Annotated in this window: 19 protein-coding genes and 2 pseudogenes; 15 read left to right on the top strand and 6 right to left on the bottom strand. The window is 61.5% G+C overall.

Annotated features, from left to right (window positions below; all coding sequences use genetic code 11):
• Positions 1-74 precede the first annotated feature (74 nt).
• Positions 75-1,574 (top strand): GGDEF domain-containing protein, encoded by a 1,500-nt coding sequence (locus G559_RS29625; protein WP_051246595.1) that lies wholly within the window; start codon positions 75-77, stop codon positions 1,572-1,574.
• Between the two features lie 631 nt (positions 1,575-2,205).
• Positions 2,206-3,108 carry a site-specific integrase gene (locus tag G559_RS0111545; protein WP_081668036.1) on the top strand — a complete coding sequence of 301 codons (903 nt, stop codon included), beginning with the start codon at positions 2,206-2,208 and terminating at the stop codon, positions 3,106-3,108.
• Here the strand turns inward: G559_RS0111545 and G559_RS0111540 are convergent.
• The 4 genes and pseudogenes from G559_RS0111540 to qhpR form a co-directional block, all read right to left on the bottom strand.
• Positions 3,080-3,271 carry a DUF7740 domain-containing protein gene (locus G559_RS0111540; RefSeq protein ID WP_028628359.1) on the bottom strand — a complete coding sequence of 64 codons (192 nt, stop codon included), beginning with the start codon at positions 3,269-3,271 and terminating at the stop codon, positions 3,080-3,082. The two genes, G559_RS0111545 and G559_RS0111540, sit on opposite strands and share 29 nt — an antisense overlap.
• A 39-nt stretch (positions 3,272-3,310) precedes the next feature.
• Positions 3,311-3,570 (bottom strand): annotated as a pseudogene (locus tag G559_RS29845) (IS5/IS1182 family transposase); the annotation flags it as partial.
• Between the two features lie 232 nt (positions 3,571-3,802).
• The gene (locus tag G559_RS0111530) at positions 3,803-4,864 is read right to left on the bottom strand and encodes an AraC family transcriptional regulator (RefSeq protein ID WP_245586496.1); all 1,062 of its coding nucleotides are present in this window, start codon (positions 4,862-4,864) and stop codon (positions 3,803-3,805) included.
• A complete protein-coding gene (gene qhpR / locus G559_RS28885) occupies positions 4,857-5,882 on the bottom strand; it encodes an AraC-like transcriptional regulator QhpR (RefSeq protein ID WP_036997307.1) in 1,026 nt (341 codons plus the stop codon). The genes G559_RS0111530 and qhpR overlap by 8 nt, the downstream gene beginning before the upstream one ends.
• A gap of 236 nt (positions 5,883-6,118) precedes the next feature.
• Here qhpR and G559_RS30410 point away from each other — a divergent pair, with 236 nt between their 5' ends.
• From G559_RS30410 to G559_RS0111505, 4 genes and pseudogenes are all read left to right on the top strand, one after another.
• Positions 6,119-6,268, top strand: a complete 150-nt coding sequence (locus G559_RS30410) for a hypothetical protein (RefSeq protein WP_155945718.1) — start codon at positions 6,119-6,121, stop codon at positions 6,266-6,268.
• A 134-nt stretch (positions 6,269-6,402) separates the two neighbouring features.
• Positions 6,403-8,514 carry a 3-hydroxyacyl-CoA dehydrogenase NAD-binding domain-containing protein gene (locus tag G559_RS0111515; protein ID WP_028628357.1) on the top strand — a complete coding sequence of 704 codons (2,112 nt, stop codon included), beginning with the start codon at positions 6,403-6,405 and terminating at the stop codon, positions 8,512-8,514.
• A gap of 242 nt (positions 8,515-8,756) precedes the next feature.
• Positions 8,757-9,539 carry an SDR family NAD(P)-dependent oxidoreductase gene (locus G559_RS0111510; RefSeq protein ID WP_028628356.1) on the top strand — a complete coding sequence of 261 codons (783 nt, stop codon included), beginning with the start codon at positions 8,757-8,759 and terminating at the stop codon, positions 9,537-9,539.
• Between the two features lie 115 nt (positions 9,540-9,654).
• Positions 9,655-9,867: pseudogene (locus G559_RS0111505) on the top strand (hypothetical protein); the annotation flags it as partial.
• 74 nt (positions 9,868-9,941) lie between these two features.
• Here the strand turns inward: G559_RS0111505 and G559_RS0111500 are convergent.
• Positions 9,942-10,523 carry a TetR/AcrR family transcriptional regulator gene (locus tag G559_RS0111500; RefSeq protein WP_028628354.1) on the bottom strand — a complete coding sequence of 194 codons (582 nt, stop codon included), beginning with the start codon at positions 10,521-10,523 and terminating at the stop codon, positions 9,942-9,944.
• Positions 10,524-10,987: 464 nt separating this feature from the next.
• On the opposite strand from G559_RS0111500, the gene G559_RS0111495 reads away from it, so the two are divergent.
• The 5 genes from G559_RS0111495 to G559_RS30930 all read left to right on the top strand — a co-directional run bounded on the left by G559_RS0111495 (position 10,988) and on the right by G559_RS30930 (position 18,649).
• Positions 10,988-12,412, top strand: a complete 1,425-nt coding sequence (locus G559_RS0111495) for a DUF1329 domain-containing protein (RefSeq protein WP_028628353.1) — start codon at positions 10,988-10,990, stop codon at positions 12,410-12,412.
• A 20-nt stretch (positions 12,413-12,432) separates the two neighbouring features.
• Positions 12,433-14,109: a DUF1302 domain-containing protein gene (locus tag G559_RS0111490; RefSeq protein ID WP_081668034.1), complete on the top strand. Its 1,677-nt coding sequence runs from the start codon at positions 12,433-12,435 to the stop codon at positions 14,107-14,109.
• Between the two features lie 53 nt (positions 14,110-14,162).
• Positions 14,163-16,532: an efflux RND transporter permease subunit gene (locus tag G559_RS0111485; RefSeq protein ID WP_394296410.1), complete on the top strand. Its 2,370-nt coding sequence runs from the start codon at positions 14,163-14,165 to the stop codon at positions 16,530-16,532.
• A 10-nt stretch (positions 16,533-16,542) separates the two neighbouring features.
• A complete protein-coding gene (locus tag G559_RS0111480; RefSeq protein WP_028628350.1) occupies positions 16,543-17,508 on the top strand; it encodes a WD40/YVTN/BNR-like repeat-containing protein in 966 nt (321 codons plus the stop codon).
• Positions 17,509-17,665: 157 nt separating this feature from the next.
• Entirely contained in the window at positions 17,666-18,649 is a 984-nt protein-coding gene (locus G559_RS30930) for a methyl-accepting chemotaxis protein (RefSeq protein ID WP_028628349.1), read from the top strand.
• Positions 18,650-18,679: 30 nt separating this feature from the next.
• Here the strand turns inward: G559_RS30930 and G559_RS29620 are convergent, their stop codons facing one another.
• Positions 18,680-20,857: a putative bifunctional diguanylate cyclase/phosphodiesterase gene (locus G559_RS29620; protein WP_051246593.1), complete on the bottom strand. Its 2,178-nt coding sequence runs from the start codon at positions 20,855-20,857 to the stop codon at positions 18,680-18,682.
• A 443-nt stretch (positions 20,858-21,300) separates the two neighbouring features.
• Between G559_RS29620 and G559_RS30405 the strand changes: the two genes are divergently transcribed.
• The 4 genes from G559_RS30405 to G559_RS0111450 are packed head-to-tail and all read left to right on the top strand — an operon-like array spanning position 21,301 to position 25,497.
• On the top strand, positions 21,301-21,459 hold the full coding sequence (locus G559_RS30405; RefSeq protein ID WP_155945717.1) for a hypothetical protein: 159 nt from the start codon (positions 21,301-21,303) through the stop codon (positions 21,457-21,459).
• Entirely contained in the window at positions 21,459-22,742 is a 1,284-nt protein-coding gene (locus G559_RS0111460; protein WP_028628348.1) for an acyl-CoA dehydrogenase family protein, read from the top strand. Before G559_RS30405 ends, G559_RS0111460 begins: the two co-directional genes overlap by 1 nt.
• 51 nt (positions 22,743-22,793) lie before the next feature.
• Entirely contained in the window at positions 22,794-23,927 is a 1,134-nt protein-coding gene (locus G559_RS0111455) for a saccharopine dehydrogenase family protein (RefSeq protein ID WP_028628347.1), read from the top strand.
• 10 nt (positions 23,928-23,937) lie between these two features.
• Entirely contained in the window at positions 23,938-25,497 is a 1,560-nt protein-coding gene (locus G559_RS0111450; protein ID WP_028628346.1) for an AMP-binding protein, read from the top strand.
• Positions 25,498-25,504 lie beyond the last annotated feature (7 nt).

The following is a 25,504-nucleotide window of genomic DNA, read 5'->3' as shown; positions in this document are numbered from 1 at the left end:
TCGAAGGTGCCAATGACTCCTGACGCCGTGGCGGCATAATGGCGAACTGATGCTGAGAAGCCCTGTACCTTGTGATGGAGAAGACTCTGAGCCCGTCGTTACTTGCCCGATTACGTTTCCTTCGGGCGTTTGCCTGGTGTGCTGCCTGTTCCGTGGCACTGGTGGGGGTCGCCGTGTTGTCCGGCTGGGTCTTCGGAATTGGCTTCCTGAAGAGCGTGGTCCCCGGCTGGGTAACCATGATGGTCAACACCGCGTGCGTATTGGTCGCCGCAGGCCTGGCGCTTGGGGCGGGCCTGCCGACGACCCCAAGTCAATCCCGGCTGCTACTCAAACAGTTGTTCGCAGGGTTCGTGACGCTGGTCGGCTTGCTGACTCTGATGGAGTACCTCTTTGCGGTTAACCTCGGCATAGACCAACTGCTCATGGCCGATGACTCGACCATGGAGCTCGCCAAGCATCCAGGACGCATGGCTCCGGCGGCAGCGGTGTGTGCCGTCGCTTCCGGGCTGAGTCTGTTGCTCCTGGGATTCAGGCCGCGGCTCTCGCAGGCATCCGCGCTGATCACCCTGCTGACGGCACTGGTTGCCTTGGTCGGTTACGTATTTGATGTCGGCACCCTGCGTACCGTGGGCGCATACACCTCGATGGCGATTCACACCGTCACCTCGTTCATGCTGCTCAGCTTGGGCATCATGGCGGCACAGCCGTTGGCCGGCTTCATCCGCGTTCTGGTCAGCGACACGGCAGGCGGTACCGTTGCGCGGGACATGCTGGCCTCTATCCCCATCGTCGTGTTTTCGACCGGCGTACTGTTGTTGTTCGGAGAGGCGCAAGGCCTCTACGACAATCGTTTCACCCTTGCATTGCTGGCGACCTTGAGCATCGTGGGCTTAACGCAGGTGATCGTGCGAATCTCCACCCGACTGCACCGCGTCGATCTGTCCCGCGAGCAGGCGCAAACGGAGTTGCAGGCGCTGAACGCCTTGCTTGAGCACCGCGTGATAGAGCGCACCCAGGAGCTTGAGGCGGTTAACGCCAGTCTGGTTACCGAGATTGCCGAGCGCAAGCGCGCTGAAGACGATATTCGAAGGCTTTCATTGACCGATGAATTGACTGGGCTGCACAACCGCAGAAGCTTTTTCCTCCTAGCCGAGCAGGGCCTCAAAGCGGCGCGTCGCAACAACCTCGCCAGCCTGCTGTTCTTCATCGACCTGGACGGTTTGAAACACATCAACGATAGCTTCGGCCATGAGGCTGGTGATCTGGTGATTATGGCCGCCGCTCAGGTGCTGAAGGCCGGTTTTCGCGATACCGATGTTGTCGCGAGGATTGGCGGCGATGAGTTTGTGGTCCTGGCGATCGGTGCAGGGGAGCTGCCGGAGGTCATCAGTTCGCGTGTGCAGGCTCTGGTGGACGAGTTGAACCAGAGTGGCCGCTGCCGTTACCCGTTGTCGCTGAGCATCGGTGTGGCCAGCTGCCAACCGCGGGAGCTAAGGCCACTTGACGAGTTGCTGGCCACTGCGGACGCGCTGATGTATGCCAACAAGCAGCGCAGACGCGAACCAACGAGCTAGTCGATTACGGCGCCAACAACACCCTCAGCGAATCGAGCGCACTGAAGGCCGTTGGCCGCCCTACCCCCGGTGCGCAGTGCGAGGCGAGATCCTGTCCGAAGCCCGGGGGTTAAGGTCGGCTTAAAGTTGGAGGTAGCATTACTGACCACAAGGGGGCATTGCTACTCCAATTACGCCGCGGCGACTTCATGCCCACCACATCTCAAGGAGGATTAAGGAAACGCCCTCGAACTGTCCCTCGATGCAATTATGTATTTTTACATAATTGCGCATAATCAGAATTTTATTGCAATTGATTGCCGAATCCTGCGAGATCCTAGCTATCGGATGCCAAGAGCCATAGGAAGATCGAGGAAGGGTTGCGCCCGACTCGATGCTTAATCTAGGCGCGGAAGGTCAGAGCGTGGGTCACGAGGAGAGTGGTTCGCTGGGTTGGCATCGCGGGGCTTTATCTCGCATGCCCGCCAGTCTGGTACAAGGCCAACAATAATATTTGTTTAAAAACATCCAGTTACAGAACGAATGTCCTAATTTTCCCCTTATCTCGGCATGACCCCTCGAGCGCTACCTGCAGGCAGGCACCCGGGCCAATACCCGGCGCAGCTACCAGCAGGCGATTGAGCACTTCGAGGTGAGCTGGGGCGGTTTCCTGCCGGCGACCAGCGATGCCATCGTGCGCTACCTGGTCGACCATGCCGGCACCCTCGCCAGCAGCACCCTCAAGCTTCGCCTGGCCGCGCTGGCGCAGTGGCATGTCAGCCAGGGTTTTCCCGACCCGACCAAGACCCCGCTGGTGCGCCAAGTGCTGAAGGGCATCCGTACCTTGCACCCGAAGCCGGAAAAGCAGGCCGAGCCGCTGCAGCTACGCGAGCTGGAACAGTGCGTGGTCTGGCTGGAACGGGAAGGGGAGGCGGCCCGCATGGCGGGCGATCTGCCGCGGTTGCTGCGTTGCTGGCGTGATCGCGCCCTGCTGCTGATCGGTTTCTGGCGCGCGTTCCGTAGCGACGAGCTCTGCCGCCTGCAGGTCGAGCACATCCAGGTGCGGGCCGGGGAGGGCATGCAGCTGTTCCTGCCGTGGAGCAAAAGTGATCGTGACAACCAGGGCCAGAGTTACCTGGCGCCGGCGCTGGCCAGGCTCTGCCCGGTGCAAGCCTACAGCGACTGGATCAGCCTGGCGGGGATTGCCCGTGGGCCGGTATTCCGTGGCATCGACCGCTGGGGTCACTTGAGTGAGCAGGGGTTGCATCCGTACAGCGTCATTCCGTTGCTGCGGGCGGTGTTGCAAGGCGCCGGGTTGCCGGGCGAGTTGTACAGCAGTCATTCGCTGCGCCGCGGCTTCGCCACCTGGGCCACGCGCAGTGGCTGGGACCAGAAGGCCTTGATGGGCTATGTGGGCTGGCGCGATGCCAAGTCAGCGCTGCGCTACGTGGACAGCACCGGAGTGTTTCCGGGTCAGCTACGGCCGCTCTCGCCGAGCCTGGTGGCCGACGAGGTTCCGAAGCTGCCTAGTCCAGGTGCTCGGCCAGGTAGTTAACCAGGCGGAGCGGCTCGGCACTGTCGACAATGGCAAACATCAGGTCGCGCTTGCTGCGCGGTAGCAATTTGGTGCAGCGCTTGGCTGTAGCTTTGATGGCAGCGTTGTTGCCGTGAGTACGTCCCGCAAGGAAGAGGGCGAGGGTGGCGTCCTGAATGTTCACGGTGGTGCTCTATCGATGGTTACCTCTTCTATCCATATCTCGAGAGACGAGATGCTCCGGTGCCTTGGCGATGCGTCGAGCTACGTCGCGAGTAGCCTCATGGATGTTGCGAACGATCTTTCGGTTCGGCGTGTTGGGCAGCACATTGATTTCAGCGGGCAGGTGGCGCAGGCGACTCGGCTAGAGCGGTAGATCATGGCGTTGGCCTTGGTTACCTGCGACCTCTGTTGGGTGAAGGCGCGCTATTCGCTGCGGAGCGGTTTGCCGGTTGGGCAGCGGCACTCATTGGCCTCCTGACTCCGACTGGACGGCAGAGTGGTACAGCATTGCTTCTTGAGTAGGTTGGCAGCGCCCGTAGAATGGACTCTCAAACAAGTATTGTGTGCTTTGGACAAATCGAGGGTTCGAATCCCTCCTTTACTGACACTTTCCGTTTCAAGCAAACCCCTGATATTCCTAGTGAAGTCGGGTTTTTTCATTCTGCGATTACTGCCTGCTGCGCTACGATCGGAAAAATTCGACCAGGCCGCATCATGTCGCTCGTCGGCCACGCAATAGACGAGGTTGCCGTTTGGTGCTCTGTTGCCGTTGCCACTCCAGTGGCGTCGCGTTGAACCAGCGATGGAAAGCGCGGCTGAAGCCGCTGGGGTTGGAGTAGCCGAGTAAGCCAGCCAGCTGCGCCATGCTGATAGTGGGGTCCTGCAGGTAGTGGCGTGCCATGTCCTGGCGGGTGCCGTCCAGCAGATTCTGGAAGGATGTACCTTCCTGCGTCAGGCGTCTCTGCAGCACGCGAGGATGGAGGGCCAGGCAGTCGGCGACTTTCTCCACAGTGGCCCGGCCGCTTGGAAGGAGATCGCGGAGCAATTGCCTGATGTATTGGGGGAGCTCATCGGCCGCAAGGCGCTCGATTCTGCCCAGGTGATCCGCAATCATTTGGCGCAATCCTTCATCTCCCTTACTGAGCGGCAAAGCGAGCGTCGCCGCGTCGAAGGCAAGGCCGGTGCAGTAGGAGGAGAAAGTTGGCCGGCACCTCAGGGCTTCCATGTAAGCGGGCGCCTGGTCGAGTGGGGAATGTCCCAGAAGTATCTTGTCAGGTTGCCAGGCGCCGCCCACCAACTTGCGCATCAGTTGCACGGCAACGCCGCATGCAAGCTCCTCAGCCTGGTACCGGCCGGGGGTATTGGCATCGTTGACTCTGAAGCTGAGGACGGCCTGTTTGCCTTGCACATCCAGGTCAATATTTGCCGCGCCGTTGTACAGGGAGAAGTTCGCGCGCAGTTCGGTAAGGGCATCACCGACACTTCCCGTATTGCGGATCAGGTACAGCAGATCACCGAACACCGTGATGCCCTGATGAAGGCCATAGTGCAGCCCGAACAGCGATTTGCCCGACTCTCGGGCGCATAGTTCGAGCAGATCGCAGTAGCGGCGGTAGGAGATGATGCCATCTTGCCGCCTGAGGATATCTGCGGGGAGGGACGCCCTGCGCAGCATTTCCGCTGAGTTGAGCCCCACGCTCGTAGCAAACTCATCGAAACCAGTCAGGCTAAGGGCTCGCACGAAGGGGGACAGCGAAATGCCGGCGTTATTCATCGGCGGCTCCGTCCGTTGTTTGTGTCAGACGCCTTTGCTGTTGCTTCCACTTCTGTGGGCTGGTCCCGGTCCAGCGGCTGAACGCGCGGGAGAAAGCGCCGAGGCTGTTGTATCCAAGTAGCCCGGAGAGCTGGGTCAGACTGATGGACGAGTCTCGCAGGTAACGGATGGCCATGGACTGCCGGGTGCTGTCGAGCAGTTGTTGAAAGCCGGTACCTTCGGCCTGGAGGTAGCGTTGCAGCGTTCTGGGACTGAGCATCATCAATTCGGCGACCTGTTCGACGGTGACATTGCCGCCTGGGAGCCGGTTGCGCAAAAGCTTCTGCACGTAGTGCGGTAGCTCCTGCAAGTTGAGCTTCGCGAGCTCATCGAAGTGTCTCCGGATGAGCCGCTGGAAGCGATCATCGCTAGCGCTGAGTCTGGTAGCCAGCAGCGTGGCGTCGAAGACCAATGCGTTCACTGGGTTGTCAAACCGAGGGGCGATGCCTAGCAGTGAGCGGTATACCCCCGCTTTTTCAACAGGGGAATGACGCATGAGCAGTTCATTGGGCTTCCAGTCCCTGCCGATTAGCGTCTGTATGAGGCGCAATGCTACCGCCATGGCCAGCTCCACGGTTTGACGGACCGAGGCCGCATCAGCGTCCGTTACATCAAAGCGCAGGCGCACTTCGTTACCGTGTCGTTCGAGGCGGAGTTCCGCGCCGCTGCTGTGGACGTGGTAATAGCGGATCAGCGCTTCTAGTGCTTCGCCCAGGCCGCAGGAGCTGTTGATCAGGTAGAACAGGTCACCCACAGCGTGGGTGCCCTGGTGAAGTCCAAACTGCAAGCCAAAAAGCGGGTTATCTGTGCGTGCTGCGCAGAGCTCCAGTAGAGCAGCGAACCTTTCCCCCGAAATGGGCCCATCCAAGTCGTCTACGGGCAGTCCGATTTCGGCGAGGAGCGAGTGTGGGTCCAGTGCCTGGCTGCGGGCGAAATCGTCGAAGCCCAACAGAGCAATGCCCCGGACGAAGGAGGTCATTTCGAATCGCCTGGCGAGGGGACTGCTAAAGCCATGGGGCGCTCCCGCTGGGTGGTAGGTTGGATGCCCGCGACTGCTATCCGGCGATATGGCTGCTTTGGACGTCAATCATGATTTGAACATTTTGTGGCGTGATCTGTGAAGCTTTGCCGTTCGGCCAGACGCAAACTCAGGCCCGTGAGTCCAATAACAACAAGGTTCTGCATTCGGCCAATAGCTGAAGGACGGAGGTCTCCATGCGCCAACTGCTGCTTGCTTGCCTGGTCGTGACCCTGATAACGGCGGTCATCTGTTACTCCAAAAAAGCGCCGGTTGAGGCTAGCGCCTCTTATCCCCAGCCTGCTCGCATGATCTCCAGCATCGACGACGTGTTCAGCCATCTCTGAGAGCGGTGAACGGCACCTGGGCCACGACTCAATGCAAGCCTGGCTGGGTCTGCCTGCAGGGAACGGACTCCAAGATTTGTTCAACGTTCGAAGTTCCAGTCCGATTTACCCTGACGCTGTTAACAGGATGCCTAATGAGTGAGCTGATCCATTACCGCCTTGAGCAGGGTCTGGCCTTGATCAGCCTGGACCGCGCGCCGGTCAACGCGCTTGACCAAACTCTCCGCGCTGCCCTGTCCGATGCCTGTGAGCGTGCCGCGGCCGATTCCAGGGTGCAGGCCATCATTCTCCATGGCGAGCGTGGGCTGTTCAGCGCTGGGGCCGATATCAAGGAGTTCGGCACCGAAGCGTCATTCGCCGAGCCGGACCTGCCCAGCATGCTGATGCGCCTGGCCGCTATTCATAAACCGATGATCGCAGCGCTGGGTAAGGTCGCACTGGGTGGTGGATTGGAACTGGCCCTGGCTTGCGGATACCGCATCGGCGAACCGAGCCTGCGTGTCGGTCTTTCGGAGATCAACCTGGGGTTGCTGCCAGGGGCGGGTGGTACGCAACGTCTGCCGCGCCTGATCGGCGTTGAGTCCGCGCTGAACCTGATTCTCTCGGGCAAGCAGATCGATGCCGAGAATGCTCGTCTGTTGGGCTTGCTCGACCGCATCGCCCCCAGCACGGAGCGGTTGCTGGATGAAGCTCGCGAATATGCGTATGAGCTGATCGCCTGCCGGGCGCCGGCGCGGCCAGCGGAAGCTTGGCCGGAGCCGGCGGAGGGCCTGCCGGATGACTTCCTCGCCCGCTATCGCGCTGAGCACGAGCCGAGCTGGAAAAGCCGCCTTGCGCCGCGCTTGGTGCTGTCGGCCCTGGAGGCGGCCTCTCTGTTGCCGCTCGATGAGGGGCTTCTGAGGGAGTTGGCGCTGTTCAAACAGGCAGAGTCGTCTCGTCAGTCGAAGGCGCTTCGCCATGTGTTCTTTGCCGAGCGCGAGGCGGCCCGGATTCCAGGCGTGCCGGCCGATCTACCTCTGCGCAAAATCGCGCGAATCGCGGTGATAGGCGCCGGCACCATGGGCGGCGGGATTGCCATGAGCTTCGCCAATGCCGGTATACCGGTCGCCCTGCTGGAGACCGATGGCAAGGCCCTGGACCGTGGCCTGACACAGATTCGGGGTAACTACGAGATCAGCGTTCGACGTGGCAGGCTGCAAGCCGAGCAGGTGGAGTCGCGCATGGACCTGATCTTCGGCACGCTCGACTACGCCGACTTGTCCGAGGCCGACCTGGTGATCGAGGCTGTCTTCGAGAAGCTGGAGGTCAAGCAGCAGGTGTTCCGCACCCTGGAAAAGGTGTGCAAGCCGGGCGCGATCCTGGCGACCAACACCTCGTCGTTGGATGTAGACGCCATCGCGGCGACCGTGGCTCGCCCTCAAGATGTAGTAGGGCTGCACTTTTTCAGCCCCGCCAATGCCATGCGCTTGCTCGAGGTCGTGCGCGGCAGGGCCACCGCGCCCGACGTGCTGGCCACTACCCTGGACATCGCCAGGCGCATCGGCAAGTTGCCGGTGATTTCCGGCGTTTGTTTCGGTTTCATTGGCAACCGCATGCTCGAACCATATGCCCGCGAAGCCCATCGCCTGGTGCTGGAAGGCGCGACGCCGGCCCAGGTGGATCGCGTGCTTACTGACTTGGACCTGAACATGGGCGTATTCAGCATGCTCGACCTGGCCGGTATCGATGTGAATTTCCTGGTGCGCGATTCCAACCGGGACGCCATCGCCCACGACGAGAGCTACTGCCGCCTGGGCGACGAGCTGTACGCCATGGGGCGGTATGGCCAGAAGACCGGGCGAGGCTTCTACCTCTATGAGGGGCGGAATCGAAAAGACGACGCGGAGGTGATCGCCCTGGCCGAGCGTCTGGCGGACGAGCTGCAAATATCCCGGCGCCCGATTGACGACCAGGAAATTCTGGAACGCTGCCTGTTCATGCTGATCAACGAAGGCATTCAACTGTTGGATGAGGGCATTGCCCTGCGCACAAGTGATATCGACCTGGTGTGGATCAACGGATACGGCTTCCCCGCCCACCTGGGCGGCCCTATGCACTACGCCGAGCAGCTGGGTCTCGATACTGTATTGCTTGGTCTTCAGCGCTACCGGCAGGGCCTGGGTGAATACGGCGAGATGTGGTTCAAACCGGCACCGCTGCTGAAGCGCCTGGTGGCCGCTGGCCGGAAGCGCATAGAGCGGTTCTAAGAGTCCCCCCTGCTCCGGAAGTGGGTTAGTTCAAGGGTGACCACGCCAGCCCTTGCACAGCAGCGCTTCCGGAGAAGGCGGGGAGCCAGGCAGCGCATGCTTGATGGGCTCTTCCTGGTTCCTCGCTTTCTGCACGCCGGGATACGAGGTGTCCCGTACTCGCATCAACTTTGCTCCGGCATTTCGCCTGGCTTGTTCGCCGGCTGGGAGGATTGCCAGTCCTATCTCTTCGAGGTTCTCCCATGACTTCCAGTTACGTTCAAAACTTTTCCCTTGCCAATCGCGTGGTACTGATCACCGGTGCGTCCAGTGGCATCGGCGCGCATCTCGCTCGACTGGCTGCACGTGCGGGCGCGCGCGTGGTACTGGCGGCTCGGCGTATCGAGCGGTTGCAGCAACTGGCCTCTGATATCGAGTGGGAGGATGGCCATGCGCTGCCGGTTAACCTGGACGTCACCAACCGGGCTAGCGTCGAGGCTGCCTTCGATGCGGCCGAAGCCCACTTCGGTGTGGTCGATGTGGTGCTCAACAACGCTGGTATTGGAAATGGTCAGCGACCGCTGGAGATCAGTGAAGAGGATTGGCGGGCCATGCTCTCCACCAATCTCGATGGTGTCTGGCGCGTGGCTCAGGTCGCCGGCCAACGCATGGCCCGCAGCGGTCGCGGAGGCAGCATCGTCAATGTCGCCTCCATCCTCGGACTGCGCGTGGCGACGGGCTACAGTCACTACTGCGCCGCCAAGGCTGGGGTGGTGCAACTGACCAAGTCACTGGCCCTGGAACTTGCGCGCTACGGTATCCGCGTCAACGCCATTGCCCCTGGCTACTTCAAGACCGAAATGAATGAGACCTTCTTCGAGGGCGACAAGGGCAGCGATTACATCCGCGCCATGGTGCCCATGCGTCGCCTAGGTGAGCTTCAGGAGCTGGAAGGGCCATTCCTGCTGCTGGCCAGTGATGCGGGCTCCTTCATGACTGGCAGCGTCCTAGCGGTAGATGGCGGCCATCTGGTCAGCAGTTTGTAGTCGGGGCGGAAAGGCGCCGATCAGACTCCGGCGCCGTGCAGGAACATCTGCTTGAGGGGCGCGGCCGATGCACTGGCCGCTTCCGATACCTTGCGCCGCGAAGAAGCGGCCCAACGACTTCTACTACACCTACGGCCTGTTCCGCCTAGCCGGCATCGTCCAGCAGATCTACTACCGCTACTTCCGTGGCCAGAGCCAGGACAAGCGCTTGGCCCAGTTCACCCACATGAACAAGCTGCTGGAGCATATGGCCCTAGCGGTTACTGGCGAGTCGCGGCTGTATTTGGATAGAGGAACCATCCGGCACCGGCGAACAGGTGGGCACTGACGCTGTCGTCCTATGGGGAACCTGCGAGGATTCCCATGCTTTCACGCTGGTAGCAGCCCCCGAGTGCTGCAGACTCAGTGACTACCTACCAGCAAGGCCAGCGCTTGGCAGGCCGTTTCGGTTTCCGCCTTCAGGCGTTCGAGGTCGCTGTGGGCGGTCCAGGCTATGAGCAGGCCGTCGAACAGCAGGATGAGTGTCCGGCTGGTGGCCTTGAGCGCCGCTTGGTCGAGACGGTTGCCGATGGTGCGCGCCAGGGCCAGTTCAGTTGCCTCGACACTCACCGAGTAGATCTTGCTGGCCATCTCCGGCTGGTTGCGCATAGTCCAGAAGAACAGTTCGGACTGCGCCCGGGCCAGTTCCGGATTGGTTGAGAACCAGGTGACCAATTGGCGCAGCATCTCCGCCGCCGTCTCTGACGGGGTCGTTCCGGCAGGTACCTGGTCGAGGGTCTGCTGGGGCAGGGTGAAGAGCGATTCGTAGACGGCGTAGAAGAGCTCGTCCTTGGTCCGGAATACATAGTGCAACGAGGCGAGGGGGCAACCGGCTTCAGCGGCGATTCGCCGTGTGGTGGCGTTAGCCACGCCATGCTCGGCGATCACCTTGACCGTCGCCTTCACGAAATCCTGCCTGCGCAGTTCAGCACCCACTCTGGCCATGAAAGTTTCTCCGTTCCTGTCGCTATGCCGCTACTGCCCGGGTTGGGGCCGCGCCGGCGGATGCTACCCCATGCCACTTCGCAGCGTCATGGAGCGATATGTATCTGTTAATGGTGCCTATGCTTTAGCAACGCCATTGGGCGTGGAATGCGTATCCGGTGTCTCTCGTCTTCTGCTTGGAGAAATAAGGTAACAAGCGTTTCGTAAATTCCCATTCTGGTGCGCGTGCCTAAATCAAGTTGGTGCATAGCTGGGTGCGCAGGTATCACATCACAATTGTTATAAAAATACTAAATAGCTGATATTTAAGGAAAATATAACTGTATCGCCGGTTGGCACATGGTTTGCTATTGATCGATTGACTTGGTCAAGTGACCAAGTCGAATGACCAGAAGTCTGGCACAGCCCGATTCTTCCTTCCAGGAAGCGCCGGTCGCCGCTTAAAGCCCCATGAGGACCTCCCAATGAAAGACGTGATTCAGCGCCCCGATGTCGGCAACTCCATCGCAGGTGGAGTCAGGCAACTGCTGGTAGCGCTGGCGGCATCGGCCGCCTTCTGTTCGGTTCAGGCTGCACAGAGCGATGCATCCCTGCTGGGCACCACGCTAACGCCGTTGGGAGGGGAGGTTGCCGCGAGCGCCGATGGGGTGATTCCAGCCTGGACGCCGCCAGGTCAGCAGGATTCGGGGTGGAGCTACGGCCAGGTGCGCGGCCAGCACTGGAAGTTCAAGGATGACAAGCCGCTCTTCAGCATCGACTCCAACAACGTCGCGCAATACGCGAGCAAGCTTTCGCCCGGGCAGTTGGAGCTGTTCAAGAAGATCCCAGGCTATCGCATGGACGTGTACCCGACCCGTCGCAGCTGCGGCGTGCCGGACTTCGTCGCCGAGAACACCAGGAAGAACGTCGGCTTCGCCAAGCTCGACGCAAGCGGTCTTGCCCTGGAAGAAGCCCACGTTCCCGGCATCCCGTTCCCGCAGCCCATTACCGGTGCGCAGGTGATGTGGAACATGAAGATGCACTACCGCGGCGTCGGCTTTCACATGACCAAGACCATCTCCGGTATTTCCCCGCGCAAGGCCGGAGGCGACTGGCTGAACACCTCGCTGGACTGGACGATGTTCACGCCCTGGGGCGAGAAGGGCAGCAGGCTGTTTTCCTCGACTGACGGCATGGAGACAGCGACCTACTTCTCCTATTTCGATCCGGTTTCCCTAGCCGGTCAGGCCGGTGTGCTCACCACTAAGGCGGGTGAGCAGACCACCACCTTCTACTACTTCCCGGGTCAGCGTCGTGTGCGCCGCATGCCGGCTTACTCCTACGACGCACCGCAAATCGGCTTGGACAATCAGTACACCATTGATGAGTCCAACATCTTCTACGGTCCGATGGATCGCTTCGACTGGAAACTGGTCGGCAAGCAAGAGCTGATCGTGCCCTACAACTCCTTCGGCGCCTATGACACCTCTGCCAAGGTTTCGAGCTTCGCCAAGGACGACGCCATCGCGCCCGAGTTCCGCCGCTACGAGCAGCACCGTGTCTGGGTGGTCGAGGCCACCGTGCGCCAGGGTATGCGTCATCAGGCACCGAAGCGCGTGTTCTACATCGACGAGGACAGCTGGAACGGCCTGATGGCGGTCGACTACGACAAGCAGGGGCAGATCTGGAAGGTGCGCGAGGGCTTCACCATTCCGGTGTACGAGACCGGAAGCTGCGATATGGAGGCCCAGGTTCAGTACAACCTGGTCGATGGTCGTTACCTGTATGACATGACCTCGGTTGGCGCAGGCAAGGATGACCACCGCTGGATCACCGAGAGCGGCAACAACCCGCGCATGAAGCGCGACTTCTACACATCCGACAACCTGCGTTCCATCAGCGAGCGCTAACCGCGAATTAAGGTGCCGACATGAAAAGAATAATTTCGCAAGCATCGGGCCTGGCCATTGCGTGTGCCGCGCCGCTGGCCTTGGGGTTTACCTTCGAGACGGACAATATCCGGGGATCCTTTGATTCCACTATCTCGGCGGGCATGGGTGTGCGTACCCAGTCTCCGGGGTGTGATCTGATCAATGCGGGTGCCGGTGGCCACAATCCGCCCAGCGGCTGCCTGGACCCGACCGTTTCCGGTATCGGCGATCAGGGCAACATGAACTATGGCAAGGGCGATCTGTTCACTAACTACATCAAGGGTGTCCACGAGTTGGTGTTGAAGTTCCCCGAGGACTTCACGTTCATGGCGCGTGGTAGCTGGAAGCGTGACTTCGCCGCTACCGATACCACGGGATCGTTGGGAGCCGAAACTCAGTTCAGGCAGGCCTTGGGGTCGGATATTGGCAGCGACGGGTTGACCGATGATGCGCGTGACGAACTGAAGTTCAAGGCGCGCCTGCTCGACCTGTGGGTCAGCAAGAGCTTCGATGTGGCCGACCAGCGGGTTCGCGCGCGCCTGGGCAACCAGGTCATCAACTGGGGTGAGAGCCTGTTCGCAATTGGTGGCATCAATGCCACCAACTCCTATGACTTCCAGGCGCTCTCCAGTCCAGGGGTTCAGCTCAAGGAAGCCGTGCTGCCGGCACCTATGCTCAGCGTCGCCTCGGGCCTGGGCTACGGCGTGAACGTCGAGCTCTACTATCAGTTCGGCTGGAACAAGAGCGAATTGCCGCCGGTGGGCAGCTACTGGTCCACCTACAACGTGATCGGCGAAGGGCTGGAAGCCTACGGCTACGACGACAAAGATGCTCGCGATAGCGGTCAGTGGGGCATTTCCGTGCGCTGGCAGCCGGAGGACAGTGACGTCAACTACGGCTTCTACGTGATGCGCTATCACGACAAGCTGCCGCAGGTCGACTACAACCAGAGCACATTCGCCCCCACCTGGGTCTATCCGGAAGACCGCATGCTCTACGGCATCAGTGCCAACATGCCTGTCGGCGACTGGGCCGTGGGCACCGAGCTGTCCTATCGCCCCAAGGAGGCAGTACCGCTCAATCCCCTGCCGGGCCTCGCATTTGGCCCTGCTCCTTGTTCGGGACGGGGAGGGGAATGCTGGAAGGACACCAAGAAATTCCAGTGGCACCTGACGGGCATCTACAGCCTGACCAACGCCAACTCCCCCGACCTTCTCGAGTTCACCGGGGCCAGCACGGGTACCTTCCTGTCGGAGCTGGTGCTGGTGAAATACCCGGGGCTGCATGACAGCTACGACGGGGAGCTGGTTGCTGCGGGGGGCAACACCTGGGTGTCAGATCTGTCGCAGTTTCCGCCTAGAGCGCACGGCGACAAGAGCTCCTCGGGGATGCATGTCGACTTCAGCCTGACCTATGACGGCACCGTCATCCCAGGCTGGACCGTGACGCCGGGGATCTACTACCAGCGCTCCCTGGGCAATGGCCGCACGCCATCGATCTATTCGACCTATACCCGAGACGCCAGCGCGATGAATTTCTATGTGAACTTCGTGCGCAACCCGGGTAACTGGCAAGTCAGCCTGAACTACGCGAAGTTCAACGATGGCGATACCCCTTACGACCAGATGCTGCGTGATCGGGATTACGTTGGCCTGTCGGTTTCGCACTCTCTGTGAGGCACGCTGTGAACACTCCTGTTTTAGAAGTAACCGAAGTGAAGAGGCGTGGCGTGCTGCCACGCCTGGAGGGTTGGCTGTTCAAGCAGCGCTGGGCAGTACTGTCGTTGCTGGCCGCCTTCACGCTAGGCATGGCCTGGTTCGCTGTGCAGCTGCGCATGGACGCCGGCTTTGAAAAGCAGTTGCCGATCGGTCATGAGTACGTCGAGACCTTCCGGGCCTACCGCAGCGACCTGATCGGGGCGAATCGCCTGACCATAGTGGTCAAGGCGCGCGAGGGTGATATCTGGAGCGTGGAGGGGCTCAAGCGCCTGTATGACGTAACCCAGGCGGTGACCTTCCTGCCCAGCGTTTCGCGCAGTAGCGTGCAGTCGTTGTGGACGCCCAACTCCTTCGTCAACGAGATCACCGAGGAGGGCTTTCGCGCCGACCCGTTGATTCCCGGCACGGTGACCCCGGAGCGCCTCGACAAGGAGATCATCAGCAAGATTGCCAGCTCCACGGCACAGGGAGGCTTCATTGGCACCCTGGTTTCGCGTGACCAGAGCAGTGCGATGATCACCGCCGAACTCAACGAGGTCGATGCTTCTGGCGCCCACCTGGACTACGTGGCCTACAACCGGGTCCTGGAGCAGCAGATTCGCGCGCAGTTCGAGGACGCCAAGTTCGAGATCCAGATAATCGGCTTCGCCAAGCAGATCGGCGACATCGCCGATGGTGCTTCCGCGGTACTGGAGTTCTGCCTGCTGGCGTTGTTGCTGACCGCCGCCGCGGTGTACTGGTACTGCCACTCCGTGCGCTTCACCCTGCTTGCCCTGGGCTGCTCGCTGACCTCGCTGGTCTGGCAGTTCGGCAGTCTGCGTCTGCTCGGCTACGGCCTCGATCCGCTCGCCGTGCTGGTGCCTTTTCTGGTGTTCGCCATCGGTGTGTCCCATGGCGTGCAGCAGATCAATTACATCGTGCGCGAAATCGCCTGCGGCAAGACTGCCGAGGAGGCCGCGCGCTCCAGCTTCAGCGGCCTGCTGATTCCCGGCACCCTGGCGTTGGTAACGGCCTTCGTGTCTTTCGTGACGCTGTTGCTGATCCCGATTCCCATGGTGCGCGAGCTGGCCATCACCGCCTCACTTGGTGTGGCCTACAAGATCATCACCAACCTGGTGATGCTGCCGTTGGTGGCCTCGATGCTGAAGGTCGACGGCCGCTACGCCGCCGCAGAGGAGATTTCCCGTGAGCGCCGCAGCCGCTGGTTGCACGGCCTGGCCCGCCTCGCCGAATGGCGCAATGCCCGGTTGGTGCTGGTTACGGCCGGGCTGGTGTTCGCCGTGGCGGTCTGGCAGAGCCATGATCGGGTGGTTGGTACGCTGCAGGCCGGTGCACCAGAACTGCGCGAGGACTCCCGCTTCAACCTCGATGCGGTGTCCATCGCCAGCAACTACGACATCGGGCTGGACTGGCTGAGCGTAGTCTTCGAGGTCCAGCCGGATGAGTCCGGCGAGGTCGTCGGCGCCTGCGAGAACGTGGCCTTGGGGCAATACCAGGACCGCTTCGTGTGGGCAATGCAAGGCGTTCCCGGGGTCCTGTCGGTCGCCTCGTTCTCGACCGGCATGCGCCAGTTCAACGAGGGTTACAACGAGGGGAATCCGAAGATGAACACGGTCCCCATTGATTCGATGAACTACTCCTCGCTGGCCACCGAGGTCGCTCGTATCTCAGGAATCATGCGCGCCGATTGCAGCATGACCGCCGTACACCTGTACCTGGCAGACCATAAGGCCACCACCATTAAGCGGGTGATCGAAGCCGCCAAGGCCTTCCGCGCCGAGTTCCCCATGCAGGGCGTTTCTGTGCGCCTGGCCTCGGGCAATGCCGGGGTGCTCGCGGCTATCAACGAGGAGGTGGAGAAGAGCGAGACGCCGATGTTGCTGTACGTCTACGCGGCCATCGCCTTGCTGGTGTTCGTGGTCTACCGCGACTTGCGGGCCGTGCTGGTGTGCTGCCTGCCGCTGACCATCGGCACCTTCATCGGCTACTGGTTCATGAAGGAGCTGCAGATCGGCCTGACCATCGCCACGCTTCCGGTGATGGTGCTGGCGGTGGGTATTGGTGTCGATTACGCCTTCTACATCTACAACCGCCTGCAACTGCACCAGGCCAACGGCCAGCCGATCACCAAGGCTGTCGAGCATGCGCTGCTCGAGGTCGGTGTGGCGACCATCTTCACCGCCATCACCCTGGCCATTGGTGTAGCCACCTGGTCGTTCTCCGAGCTCAAGTTCCAGGCCGACATGGGCAAGCTGCTGGCCTTCATGTTCATGGTCAACATGGTCATGGCCATGACTGTACTACCGGCCTTCGCCGTCTGGCTGGAGCGGGTGTTCCCGCGCAAGCGCCCGGTACGCATGATTGGCGCGCTGGCGCATTGAGGAGAGAATGATGAGATTCGTTAAATCACTCGCCGGGGCCGCGCTTGCCGCTCTGCTGCCGTTGGCTTCCTTGCCGGCCGCACCCTTGGACGCCGTGCCGGCAGCCCCGTCGAGCTACGCCACCCAGGCCACTGTGCTGAGTGCTACGTGGGCCAATGGACGCCTGGTCGCCGTGGGTGATCACGGCATGGTGCTGCTGTCCGATGATCGCGGGAGAAGTTTCCGTCAGGCTGGCTCGGTTCCGCTGTCCTCACCCCTCACCGGGGTGAGCTTCGTCGACGCCAAGCAAGGCTGGGCAGTCGGCCATTGGGGGGCGATCTTGAACAGCAGCGATGGCGGTGACTCCTGGCAGCTCCAGCGCCTGTCCAGCGAAGAAGATCGCCCGCTGTTCGCGGTGCATTTCTTCAACGCCCGGCAGGGGGTGGCCGTAGGCCTCTGGTCACTGGTTCTGACCACCGACGATGGTGGCAAGACCTGGACCGAGCAGGCGCTGCAAGCGCCGCCGGGATATAGCCGCGCCGACCTCAATCTGTTGGGACTATTCGCCGACCACCACGGCAACCTGTTTGCCACGGCTGAACGTGGCCAGGTGTTGCGCTCCGATGATCAGGGGAAAACCTGGCGCTATCTGGACACCGGCTACGAGGGCACCCTGTGGTCGGGTGCCGTGCTGGCCGATGGGACCCTTTTGGTCGGTGGCCAGCGTGGCACGCTGCTGCATGGCTCCGCGGATGGGCAGCAATGGCAGCGCGTTTCCCTTGAAAGCAAGAGCTCCATTACCGACGTGGCGGTATCAGGCCGGCAAGTGGTTGTGGTCGGCCTGGATGGGCTGATGGTGCGCAGCGGAGACGGCGGGTTGAGCTTCATGGAGCAGCATACGGCCGATGGGGTTTCGCTAACGGCTGCGCTGCTTGATGCCAATGACAATCCCGTCCTGTTCTCGCGACGTGGCGTGGTCCCCGTGCAGCCCCAGTGATGCCGACATTGCCCTCCTTGCCAGCGGCTGGTGCCGCTGCGCGAGGGGGCAGCAAGGTGTGAGTGTGACCTTTTGGGGCCCCGTCGTGACCCGGCGCTCGGCCCCATTTTTTTGGGCGCAAGCCAACGATGGAATCCACTGTTTTCGCGGAGGGCCCATGTTTTCCGGAAGAAAGCTGAAGCGTCTGGCTGAAGAGGTCAGCTCGCGAATTACGTCTTTGTTGAACGGTTCGCCCGTCCCCGACTACCAGGGCGGGCTGATCGAGAAGTATCCGTGGTTGAGTGATAGCTTCGATGTATTGGCGCGACGGCTCAGTCTTGAGGCGCTTCCAGACTGCCAGCAGGAACAGGAAGAGCTTGAAAGCGCTCTGGTTCGTGACTTGCAGGTGTGTCTGCAGGCCGCCCGGGATGAAATACAGGCGCTGCAGCGCGAGATCGAGGCGCGCAACCTGACGCTATCCGGCCTGAATGAACAGTTGGCGTTACACAGGGAAAAAGAGCAGGTCTGGGAGGTGACCCGGAATGCGCTGACAGAGGTTTGCTGGGAGCTGTTCATCGTCGACGGTGACCCGGAGCATCCAGGAAACCAACTGCGGTGGTCGAAGCAGTTCCGCGAACTGGTGGGCTATTCGGAGCGGGACTTCAACGACGACTGGGAGGGCTACTTTTCCATCGTGAATCAGGATGACCTGAAGCAGGTCGTGAAGGTGGTCACCGAATACCTGCGCGTGGGGGACCTTTCATCTCCCTATACGGTCGAGTACCGGATGAGGCACAAAACCAGGGGTGAGGTCTGGTACCGGGAAAGAGGGCAGGGGGTCGTGGACTGCAATGGCACGCTCTGTCGCATCATCGGCGCCGTACGGGACATCTCGGACGAGAAGTTGGCCGAAACCATCCATGCACGGGAGGTGTCTGGAATGCAGGCAACCTACGAGCAGATCTCGCACGTCGTGGGCGTGATCAAGGGTATTGCCGACCAGACCAACATGCTCGCCCTCAATGCCGCTATCGAAGCAGCACGGGCCGGTGATGTGGGGCGTGGCTTCTCCGTGGTGGCTGACGAGGTGAAGAAGCTCGCGGCACGGACCCGGGAGGCTACCCAGAGGATCCAGGAAATGCTGACTTCAAGATCTATCTAGCAACTCGGCAAGGTCGTTGCGCACCGCTCTTTATACAAAGGCCTTGTTCCATGCCTGGAAGTCATGTCCGGATATCGGCTTGCTGATGCAATAGCCCTGGGCCTCTTCGCAACCCCAGCTCGATAGCATCTGCATCGTCGAAACCGACTCGACACCTTCAGCGACCACTTCAATGCCCAGGCTATGGGCAAGCTTGATGATGGTTTCCACGATGGCCGCTGACTCGCTGTCGCTGTCGAGGTCCTTCACGAATGACTGGTCGATCTTTATGTAGTCGACCGGAAGATTTCGGAGGTAGGCGAGGGACGAGTATCCGGTTCCGAAGTCGTCGATGAACAGCTTGAAGCCTGCTTCGCGGAGCTGCGTGAGGACGTGCCGCGCAACTGACAGGTCTTCCATGATGCAGCTTTCGGTCAGCTCGAATTGGATCCAGTCCGGTGTGCCGCCCCAGGTCTCCAGGGCTCTCGAAATCTGCTCGAGCAACTGCCGGTCTCGAATGTCATGGGGCGAAAGATTGATCGCAATTGGCACGGCATGGCCTGAGCCGTGCCAGGCATGACTTTCGCGAACGGCAGCCGCCAGTACCCAATGTGTGAGCCGGGTGATCAGGCCTGCGCTCTCGGCAAAACCGATGAATTGGCCTGGGCCCATCAGGCCCCGCTCAGGGTGCTGCCAGCGTACCAGTGCTTCCACGCCGCTCACCCGCCTTGAATGCATTCGCACCTTGGGTTGGAACATCAGGCGTAACTCGTCGCCGTCGATGGCACGACGCAGGTCGGTCATCAGGATCAGCCGCTGAGCGTTGTCACTGTCGAGCGCGCCGGCATATACGGCAACTTTTTCCGCACTGCGCCTGGCGCCATAACGCGCAACATTCGCGCGACGCAACAGCGAATCGGGGTCACTGCCATGCCCCGGATACATCGTGATTCCGATGCTGCAGTCAGCGGGCACCAGCAGGGCGTCCAGCCCGAACGGCGTGCTCAACACTTCCAGTACCTTTCGCGCGGCTTGCACCGCATGGCTGGCATCCATTCCTGGAAGCAACACCGAGAACGAGGACTCGGCAATTCGGGCGACCATTTCGCTGGCGGCTACCGCCTCGCGCAGCCTTGTCGCAACCACCTGCAGCAGCCGGTCGCCTTCGTGATAGCCCAACGTCTCGTTGATCTCGCGGAAGTTGTCGACTTCGATATGCAGCAGGGCAACAGGGTCGTGCGAGTCGCCTGAGGTGGAGATGGCCGTACTCAGGGCATCCCTCATGGACAGGCGATTGGGCAGGCCTGTCAGCTCATCGAAATAGGCCATTCTGCGGATACATTCTTCGGCGTGCTTCTGGTCAGTGATGTCGGTGATAAACCCCTCCAGCGCGAGCACCGCTCCGTCTGCGGAGTAGACGCCGCACCCTTTGTCCCAGACCCACTTGGTCTGCCCTGTCGCGGTCCTGATTCTGTAGGTGGATTGGTAGGGCGTCCTGGTCTTCAAGGCTCTGGAAACCTTGCGCCTGAGCGAGGCAATGTCGTCAGGGTGAATGACATCGACCATCCTGACAGTCCCCGCAATGAGTTCGGCGGCGGAGTAGCCGATGAGCTTCAGGCAGCCCTCGCTGACGACCTCAAGACGCCAGGAAACATCATTCAGGCTCCGATACGCCACGCCGGGGAGGTTGCTGACCAGGGTCTGCAGCGTGCGCTGGCTCTCCCTTAGGCCAACGAGCGCGTCAGCCTCCTTGCCGGCTGCTTCCAGTCGGCTTCGTAGCGTGGCCCGATGCTGAAGCAGGTTCGAGATCTGGCCAGCCAGCAAGCGAAGGGCTTCGACCTGTGTGGCATCGAGGTTGCGTTTTACGGTATCCGCGACCGAAAGCACCCCGATCACGTCCCGCTCCGCCACGGTGAGCGGGACCCCGGCGAAGAGTCTGATACAAGGTGGCCCCGCCACCAGGGCGCAGTGCTGGAGAAGCCGATTGGTGGAGGCATCCTCCACATGAACCAGTTCGTTGGACTCCACCACTACAGCGCTCAACGAGCCCGCCCTGGGCCTCTCCCCGGATGCCACCCCCAGCTTCGCGCCAAACCACTCTTGCTCCTTGTCGAGGAACGTCAGCATGGCAATGGGCGCCTGGCACGCGATTGCGGCCAATCTGACGTATCCGTCGAGCTCGGGATCGGGTAACGGGTCGCGGATGTCGCGAAGCTGAAGAGCTGTCATCTCCAGAATCCTCTGCCGGAACAATCGGCGCGATGGCTAGGGCGCCATTCGTGCGGCTGCCAGGCCTCCATTCATGAGGGAGGAGAGCGGGTGGGGCTCCGCAGTAATTGTAGCTTTGCTGTGCTGTGTGGCCGCCGGCGGAAGCAGGGTGCCGACAGGAGGGAAGGGAGTCGGCACCCACGGGGAATGCCGAGACCTGAATCTGCAGCGGAACGTGCTGTCGAGCCGGTTTTGTTTACGCCGCGCCATCCTCCATGCCGCCAATCCACCGAACGGGCAGGGCGCCACTCAATTCATTTCCTGCAGCGGACGGCGATTGTTCGCCCCGGGGCCAGTCGCTTGGTTCGTGGCGTAACAAGTGTTTTGCATAACAAGTGTTGCGTAAAAGCTGACACAGGATTACAGTTCTGCAAAACAACAAGAGACCCCCCTGGAGGTCGTGCATGAAAAGCTTCAAGACAGGTTCCCGTCCTAACGACGGCTTCGCCGTCTGCAGCGGTTTTTGCGGCGGATCGGCCGTTCAGTCGCCCGCGATTCAATCCAACTGCCTGGGCGCGCAGCGCCCGCTGACTCAAGTGCCGGCATCGGCGGAGGTGATCTGATGATTACTCTCAAGCCCAACCTCACCCTTCCGGCCGCCGGCCTTTCCGGTTTCGAAACGCCTCTCTCCGAGGAAGAAGCAGCCATACAGGCCTCTGTGCACCGATTCGCCAAGGACGTGCTGCGTCCCTTGGGGCGCGAGCTGGATCGGATGACCGCAGAAGAAGTGGCGGCGCCGGGCTCTCCCTACTACTCGGTGTTCAGCGAGTTCGCCAAGCTGGGGCTGGACCCCGCGCTGTTGGCGGAGCTACCGCCGGAAATGGCGGTGCGGATCGAATCCATGATCGGCGAAGAGCTGGGGTGGGGCGACGCCGGTCTGGGCGTCTCTCTGGGGTGCGCCGGCTTCCCGCTGCAGATGGCCGTCGCGGCGGGCAATGCCGAGCTGATCGAGCTGTGCCAGGGGCGGATCGGCTGCTGGATGGCCACCCAGCCGGATCGCGGCAGCGACAACCAGTTGCTCGATATCAAGCGCGATTGGCCCGTGGGTACGCCGGCCAACATCGGCAACCTGACTGCCAAGGTCGTTGGCGACGAGATCATCATCAATGGCCAGAGCTCGGCCTGGGTGTCCAACGGTGCTGTCGCGCAGGTGGCCTTCGGCCTGATGTGCGCCGACTACGGTGACGGTTTCTACGGCGAGGATGGTTTGCCCAACGGCATTGCGGTGATCGTCCCGCTGGATATCAAGGGAGTTTCCAAGGGCAAGCCGCTGGAAAAAATCGGTCAGCGTTCCTTGCCCCAGGGGGAAATCTACTTCGATGACGTACGTGTCCCGCGCCGCTTCGCCATTGCCGAACGGGACGGTTACTACGGCGCCGTGAGCTCCTCCTGGTCCTATGCCGGTACCCATATGAGCCAGGTCTTCACCGGTGTGGCTCGGGCGGCCTTCGAGCTCGCCCTGCAGTACTGCCATGAGCGCCGCCAGGGTGGTCGGATGCTGATCGACCACCAGATGACCCGCCTGCGCTTGGGCGAAATGCTTCGCCGCGTTGAAACCGCCCGAGCGGTTGCCCGTCGCTCACTGAGCTTCGCGCGCCTGTCGCCGCTGACCCATCCGTACGCGACGGCCTCTGCCAAGGTCACCGTGACCGAGGAAGCACTGGCGGTGGTCGAGGAGGCCTTCCGCCTGTTCGGTGGCAACGGTACCACCCTCGAATATCCCATCGAGAAACTACTGCGCGACACCCAGGCCTCTCTGATCGAGGACGGCGAGAACCGCATCCTGACCATGCGTCTGGGGCTGCTGGCACAGCAGCTCTATGCCGAAGGTTGGGCTCAGAACTGATCCACCCGTTACACCAGACCATTCATCCAAGAACAAAACGAGGTACTCGAAATGGCCAAATATCCTGTCGTTGTCTACGGCGCTAGCGGCTACACCGGCATGCTGACCATGGACTGGCTGATTGACCAGAAGATTCCCTTCACTGCCGTGGCCCGTAATGCCAAGCGTGCCCAGGAGATGATGGCGCAACGCGTCGTGGGCCTGGAGGCAGCCACTTACGAGATCGTCGAGTGCGCGCACGAGGTCGAGGCCCTGACTGCCGTCTTCAAGGGCGCAAAAGTGGTCTGCAACACCGTCGGTCCGTTCGTCAATTTCGGTCTGACCACCGCCGAGGCGGCTCTGAAAGCCGGCTGCCATTACCTGGACCCGGCCGGTGAGCAGGAACATATCCGCGCCCTGCGCGACCAGTTCGGCGAGCTTTACCGCCAGGCCGGCCTGCTGCTGTCGCCCTCCCTGGCCTACATGTACACCTTCGCCGAGATCGCCGCCGAACTGGCCCTGGAAACCCCCGGTGTCGACTCCCTGGAAACCGCGACCCTGACCCGTGGCCCGCGCGTGGGCGCTGCCGGCGTGACCGTTGGCTCCACCGCCACCATCTTCGAAGGCTTCCGTCACCCGGGTGGTTACCTGTGGGAGAAGGAACTGATTCCGTACGCGCCCAATACCAGCTTCAACGTGGTCTGCCCCAGCCTGCTCGAGTCCGTGTTCTGCTTGCCCTGGGGCGGCACCTCGCTGCCGATCTACTTCCAGAACGACGGCCGCGTACGCAGCTGCATGTCCTGTGTCGGCTTCTACGACAACCCGGTGATGAGGACCGTGCATTCCCTGGGGCAGAAGTGGGAGGCCGAGTACAAGCATCTGCCGAAGGAGCAGCAGGACGCGGTGATCCAGAATCTGGTGGATTCCACCACCCCGAGCATGCCGCCGCGCGAGCGCAGCACCCTGCAGCGCACCGTGGACTTCGCCATCGGTCGCGGTCAGCTGTCGGCGGTGCGTGCCACCGTGCACGGCATCACCCCCTATATCGCCACCGGTGCGCTGCACGCGGCGGCTGCGGTCAAGCTGCTGGACAACGACGTTGCCAAAGTGGGCTTCGCGTCCTCCTCCAAGGCCTTCGGCCACCGCTACATGCTCGGCTTCCTTGAGCAGCGCGGCCTGGCTCGCGCAACCATCACCCAGCTGTGAAGTGACCAAGATGGCAATCATTGATTTCTTTGACCGTGGCTGGCGGATCAATCCGCAGGGGCCTGCCTATATCCAGGACGGCGTGGTCACGACCTTTACCGAAGCGGGGGAAATGTCCTGCCGCATCGCCAACGCACTGCTGGCCAGTGGATTCGCGTCCGGGGTGAAGGGCGCGGTCTGGGCCACGAACGATGTAACCGCCTGGCTCTGTGCCCTGGGGCTGTGGCGCGCCAACCTGTGCTGGATTCCGGTGGGCGCGCGCAACGCGCCCGAGGAGAACCGGTACGTACTGGACGCCTTCGACTGCGAGATCCTGTTCTTCCAGCGCGAATTTGCCGAGACCATTGCCAACCTTCGGCCGCAGCTGCCGAAGATCTGTCAGTGGGTCTGCATAGATGGCGAAGTGGAGGGGGCCGAATCGCTGGAGCAATTCATCGCGCAGCAGCCGGCGACCGATCCGCGTGTCGCCGTTGATCCAGACGATGTGATCTGGCTCGGGCCGACCGGTGGCACCACGGGCTTGCCCAAGGGCGTCATGAACACCCATCGCAGCGTGCAGACCAGCTTTGCGCACTTCATGATCAACACGCCATATCCCGCCAATACCCGGCCGGTGAACCTGGCGGCGGCTCCGATGACCCACACTGCCGGCATGCTGTCCATGCCCTGCACGGCCAGGGGCGGCGCGGTTGTCGTGATCACCAAGCCGGAGCCGCAACTCCTGCTGGCGGCGATCCCACAATACCGGGTGACAGAGTTCTTCCTGCCGCCGACGGTCATTTACCGGCTGCTGGATATTCCCGACCTGAACAAGAAGGTCGATTTCTCTTCGCTGCGCTACTTCCTCTATGGCGCTGCGCCGATGTCGGTGGAGAAGTTGCGCAAGGCGATCGAGGTCTTCGGCCCGGTCATGATGGAGGGCTATGGGCAGACCGAGGCGCCGGGTGCCATCGCGCACCTGACCCCGGGCGAGCACTTCGTGAATGGCGAAGTGGCCAGCGATGAGCGGTTGTCCTCTGTCGGACGACCCAATCCCCTGATCCGCGTGGAGATCATGAACGACGACGACGAGATTCTCGCCCAAGGCGAAACGGGCGAGATCTGCGTGCGCGGCGACCTGATCATGAAGGGCTACTACAAGGACCCGCAGAAGACGTCGGAGACCCTCATCGATGGCTGGCTGCATACCGGCGATATCGGTCACATCGATGCTGACGGCTACCTGCACATCACCGATCGCAAGAAGGACATGATCATCTCGGGCGGGTTCAACGTGTACCCGAGCGAGGTTGAACAGGTGCTCTGGAGCCATCCTGCCGTACGTGACTGCGCGGTGATCGGCGTGCCCGACGAGACCTGGGGCGAGGCGGTCAAGGCAGTCATCGAGCTGAACGAGGGCCAGACCGTCGACGCTGAAGCACTGATTGCGCTGTGCAAGGAAAAGCTGGGCTCGGTGAAGGCGCCCAAATCGGTAGAGGTCATTGAGGCGCTGCCGCGTAGCCCGGTCGGCAAGGTACTGAAGAAAGACCTGCGTGCCCGTTATTGGCAAGGCGTCAACCGGCAGATCTGAAGTCGAG

The sequence above is a fragment of the Metapseudomonas resinovorans DSM 21078 genome, assembly GCF_000423545.1.
Taxonomy (GTDB): Bacteria; Pseudomonadota; Gammaproteobacteria; order Pseudomonadales; family Pseudomonadaceae; genus Metapseudomonas; species Metapseudomonas resinovorans.
Note: the sequence above shows the minus strand (reverse complement) of the source record. Positions and strands in the feature narration are given on the sequence as shown.